The sequence below is a fragment of the Microcystis sp. M44BS1 genome (genome assembly GCF_020244875.1).
GTDB lineage: Bacteria > Cyanobacteriota > Cyanobacteriia > Cyanobacteriales > Microcystaceae > Microcystis > Microcystis panniformis.
Genome location: NZ_JADBVM010000311.1, coordinates 1 through 2,551, shown reverse-complemented (window position 1 = coordinate 2,551; position 2,551 = coordinate 1). Strand labels below are relative to the sequence as shown.

Here is a 2,551-nt window from a genome sequence, read left to right as displayed (position 1 = left end):
TAGAGGAGTCTATTTATACTACCACTTACTTTGCTTCGGGATGAACCCGAGTCAGTCTGGGTCGCTGAATCCTTTATTGGGTAAGCTTTTCAACCTGTTTGACACTCTCTTACTCGAAAAAATGAGCGAACGGTGAGTAATGAGTGCATATATCAAAAAGTCAGTTTGAGCCTGAGTTTTAAAAAATGTAGATGCAATGATTCATACCCAAAGTCAGCAACGCCGAGCATCTTTCAATTTGACAACGCCTAAACCCACAACTTCAATCAATCTGCATGGTGCGTTCCCCAAAATCGATCAGTGGAGCAGTAGGAGCCACATTAGGGAACGCACCCTACGGCGATGGCGTACTGCTACGCAGTGCCTTCGGCATCCCACTGCATTGGGGTTGTTGGACCGCACACCAGAAGCAAAACATTAATCGCCCCCAAAATCTCGATCGCAATACCAGCTAATGATGCATTCTACCCATTGGATTGCGATCACCAAACCAAGCTATCAACCAAGTTTGCATCTGCTGAATTTCCTGGCGCTGGCTAGTGGCAATGTTCTCAGCAAAGGGCTGGACAGCCTGATGCTTCACCAGATTATGATTCAGGAGCATTTGCGACATCATCACGGCTCCCATATGATGTTTAATCATATCTTGTAAAAAAGTTTGATCTAGGGCATCGCCCTGAAGTTGACTCAGATCGCGCATCATGGGAACGTAGGAGACGCTAATATTCTTTCCGGGATACCACTCGTTAAGCCAGTTTTTCATCTGAGCAATTTCAGCAGTTTGCACTTGAATGATCTTTTGAGCAAACTGCCTCATCTCAGGACGACTAGTGCGTGCCAGAATAACCTGGGCGGTATCGATTGCCTCCTGATGGTGGGGAATCATTTGGGCAAGATAGTTAAACTCGCTACTGACCTGCATATGATGCATCATACCCATGCCGTTGGGAGAAAATTGAGCAGAGGCGGAATCTGGAGAATTTCCAGATGGACCGGTCAGAAGTAAAGTTGAGGTTGCAGCCAGTCCAAGAGCGGCAACGGCCCCTAGCACAATAATGGCTTTATTTTTCATGAGAAAAACCATGTAAAAACCTCACTATACTATAGCACTTACCCAAAAGTAACCAGAACTATCTTCACCAAGAAATTAGCAGTCTAACTACATAATATTATACGGAAAGTTTCCGTATCTCATACTAAATACACATTTTAAAAAAAATCTTTCCGTATATTACTCTCAAATGAAGAGAGCGCAAGAAACTTTCCCTAATAAAATTACAAGTAAGCGTGTTATTTTGAAAATCCCACAGGGTGGCCGATACAAAATTAAGTTATACTTCATCTTTATGAGAAACGATGCCATACTGGGAGCGAATTGGGGGGATTGATTACCATATTTAAGTTCATTTGTCAAGAAATTCGCTCATTTTTAGGTGCGCCATCGCACTTAAACCCACAGCTGCAATTAATGTGCATGGAGCGTTCCCCAAAATCGATCGCCGGATCAGTAGGAACCACATTAGGGAACGCACCCTAGGGAGATAGCGTACTGCTACGCAGTGCCTTCGGCATCGCACTATAGATTTAGCGGTTCCATTGAATGCTTTAGCAGGCGGTCGGGTGCAGTGATTTGTTAGACGCTCGCTTAATTGGCAACCTAACTAATCTATCTTTATGAGCCAGTTGCTTCTGCTTTAAGTCATTAAAAATAGCTCTTAAGTCATATTGAAACGATTGAGCGTATTCTTCTCTATACTTGTGAATTTCATCGAGAATTTCATTTTTATACATGACTAGACCTCTAGGTTATATCCAATAAGCTCATAAGGAGTGCAAATAACTGGCAATATATATCCGAGATCAGAACTAATCTGAGCCAGCTTACGCTGAATTTGGGCATTTGCCATGTGCTTGCAGTTCCATGTTACCAAATAATCTAAGTTATAGACGGTTGCTAATGCCATATGTAAAGCGTCATTAGATGCCTTTGGGCAGATTGCTTTGAGTCAGAAACGCTTGCGAAAGTTCAAACGCATCTTCCGTAAGTTCGAGAAGCATTAGGGATTGTAACAAGTTTAACCGTTGAGCGGCGATTATCGGCTCTCCCTTAGCTGCCTCATCTTCAACGATCTCTGATGCGTAAAGCGTAAATGAGCTACTATGTTCGTTCCACCAATCCTGGGTGATCTTGATATTAGCAGCAACGATCAGATTGTCAGTGGGTCTGGCGGTTAAATGCCCAAAAATACTTGTTTCAATATAGACGCTTCCATTCACGGCAATCTAGAAAATCTATCCAACGTCTATCCTACCTTATTTAATCTTGGTTTTGAGGGTGTTGGGTAACAGCCGTCAACCCAACCGACAAGATCAGCGTACTGCTACGCAGTGCCTTCGCCATCACACTTAAACCCACAGCTGCAATCAATCTGCATGGTGCGTTCCCCAAAATCGATCGCTGGAGCAGTAGGAGCCACTGTAGGGAACGCACCCTACAAGAGCAGCGATCGCACTGCAATCAATCTGCATGGTGCGTTCCCCAAAATCGATC

3 protein-coding genes and 1 pseudogene are annotated in these 2,551 nt (G+C 43.8%); 1 reads left to right on the top strand and 3 read right to left on the bottom strand.

The window, feature by feature from the left end; all coding sequences use genetic code 11:
- Window positions 1-275 precede the first annotated feature (275 nt).
- On the top strand, window positions 276-455 hold the full coding sequence (locus IM515_RS23055; RefSeq protein WP_287628319.1) for a hypothetical protein: 180 nt from the start codon (window positions 276-278) through the stop codon (window positions 453-455).
- On the opposite strand, the gene IM515_RS23050 is transcribed toward IM515_RS23055, so the two are convergent.
- The 3 genes and pseudogenes from IM515_RS23050 to IM515_RS23040 form a co-directional block, all read right to left on the bottom strand.
- Complete coding sequence (locus tag IM515_RS23050) at window positions 452-1,084, bottom strand: DUF305 domain-containing protein (protein WP_287633447.1); 633 nt, start codon at window positions 1,082-1,084, stop codon at window positions 452-454. The two genes, IM515_RS23055 and IM515_RS23050, sit on opposite strands and share 4 nt — an antisense overlap.
- 521 nt (window positions 1,085-1,605) lie before the next feature.
- A complete protein-coding gene (locus IM515_RS23045; RefSeq protein WP_002766158.1) occupies window positions 1,606-1,791 on the bottom strand; it encodes a hypothetical protein in 186 nt (61 codons plus the stop codon).
- A gap of 2 nt (window positions 1,792-1,793) precedes the next feature.
- Window positions 1,794-2,277 (bottom strand): annotated as a pseudogene (locus tag IM515_RS23040) (type II toxin-antitoxin system VapC family toxin).
- Window positions 2,278-2,551: the final 274 nt, after the last annotated feature.